Below are 1,343 nucleotides of genomic sequence, written 5' to 3' on the forward strand. Positions count from 1 at the left end.
AATTTAACAACCGTGTGACTCCTCCAGAAGAACCTAAGTTCCAACCAGAGAAATATGTTCTTAGCGAACACAACGGTGAATTTGATATCACTGGTACTAAGCTTCTTGATGATGATAAAGAGTTGACAAACAAATACGCAGAAACAAATGCGAACCCATATGCCGACGATCCAACAAACAATGAAGCTGAAAACATCAATACTAAAGCCGTTAAACGTGGCGAAACTATCAACTACCAAGTATGGCTTGATACAAATCAATTTGATGCAAACAACAAGGATAACATCCAAACTGTTGGTATCACTGATGATTATGATGAAGCTAAATTGGAAGTAAATGCTTCAGATATCAAGGCTTATGATGGTAAGACTGGTGCTGATGTTACTGACAAGTTCGACATTTCTGTCGATAAAGGTATGATTACTGCAACACTTAAAGCTGGCTTCACTAAGTCACTTGGCGATGCAGAAAACACTCAAATTATCGATACTACTAAGTTCGAATTTGGACGTTACTACAAGTTTGTCATCCCAGCTAAGGTTTCTGACGGTGCTTACGATGGTGCTGAAATTGAAAATACAGCAGCTCAAGTTGTAAACTACTACAACCCAACTACTAAGAAGACCGAAAAACCAGAGAAACCAACTGAAAAGCGTGTCAACAATGTTCCAATGGCTATTCAGTTAATCTTCGGTAAGACACTTAATGGTCGTCAATTGAAAGATAAGGAATTTAACTTTGTCTTGAAAGACGAAGCAGGAAAAGTTCTTGAAACTGTTCAGAATGATGCTAAAGGCAAAGTAACTTTCTCTACTATTAATTATGGAAGAGACGATTTTGGTAAGACCTTTAACTACACTGTAGAAGAAGTTAAAGGAACTGATACAACAGTTACTTATGACAATATGAAAGTCAACGTTACTGTTAAAGTTATTCAACCTTCAGCAGATAATCAATTATCAACAGTTATCTCTTATGCTACAGTTGGCGGAAATTCTTATGAATCAGACGACAGAATTTTTGATAACAACGTAACTCCTAACTTCAAACCAGAGAAGTACGTTGTTTCAGAACCAAGTTTCGACATCATTGGTAACAAACTTGCTGATGACGACGATTCAGCTGATAAAGTTGAAATCCAAAACTTGAATGGTAAGACCCTCAAACGTGGTCAAAAGATCTACTATCAAGTATGGCTTGATACTCGCGAATTTACAGCAGAAAGCAATCTTCAAACAGTTGGTATCACAGATAACTACGAAGAAGATAAGCTTGACATTAACGCTGCTGATATCAAGGTTTACGATGGTATCACTGGTGAAGATGTAACAGCTAAATTCGAC

The 1,343-nt window shown here is 37.2% G+C and carries 1 protein-coding gene; it reads left to right on the plus strand.

Features of this window, described 5'->3' with window-relative positions; translation table 11 throughout:
- On the plus strand, positions 1-1,343 hold a 1,343-nt coding region (locus AX663_RS05945), incomplete at both ends, for an SspB-related isopeptide-forming adhesin (protein ID WP_331708976.1).

Source organism: Streptococcus sp. CCH8-H5 (assembly GCF_001556505.1).
Taxonomy (GTDB): Bacteria; Bacillota; Bacilli; order Lactobacillales; family Streptococcaceae; genus Streptococcus.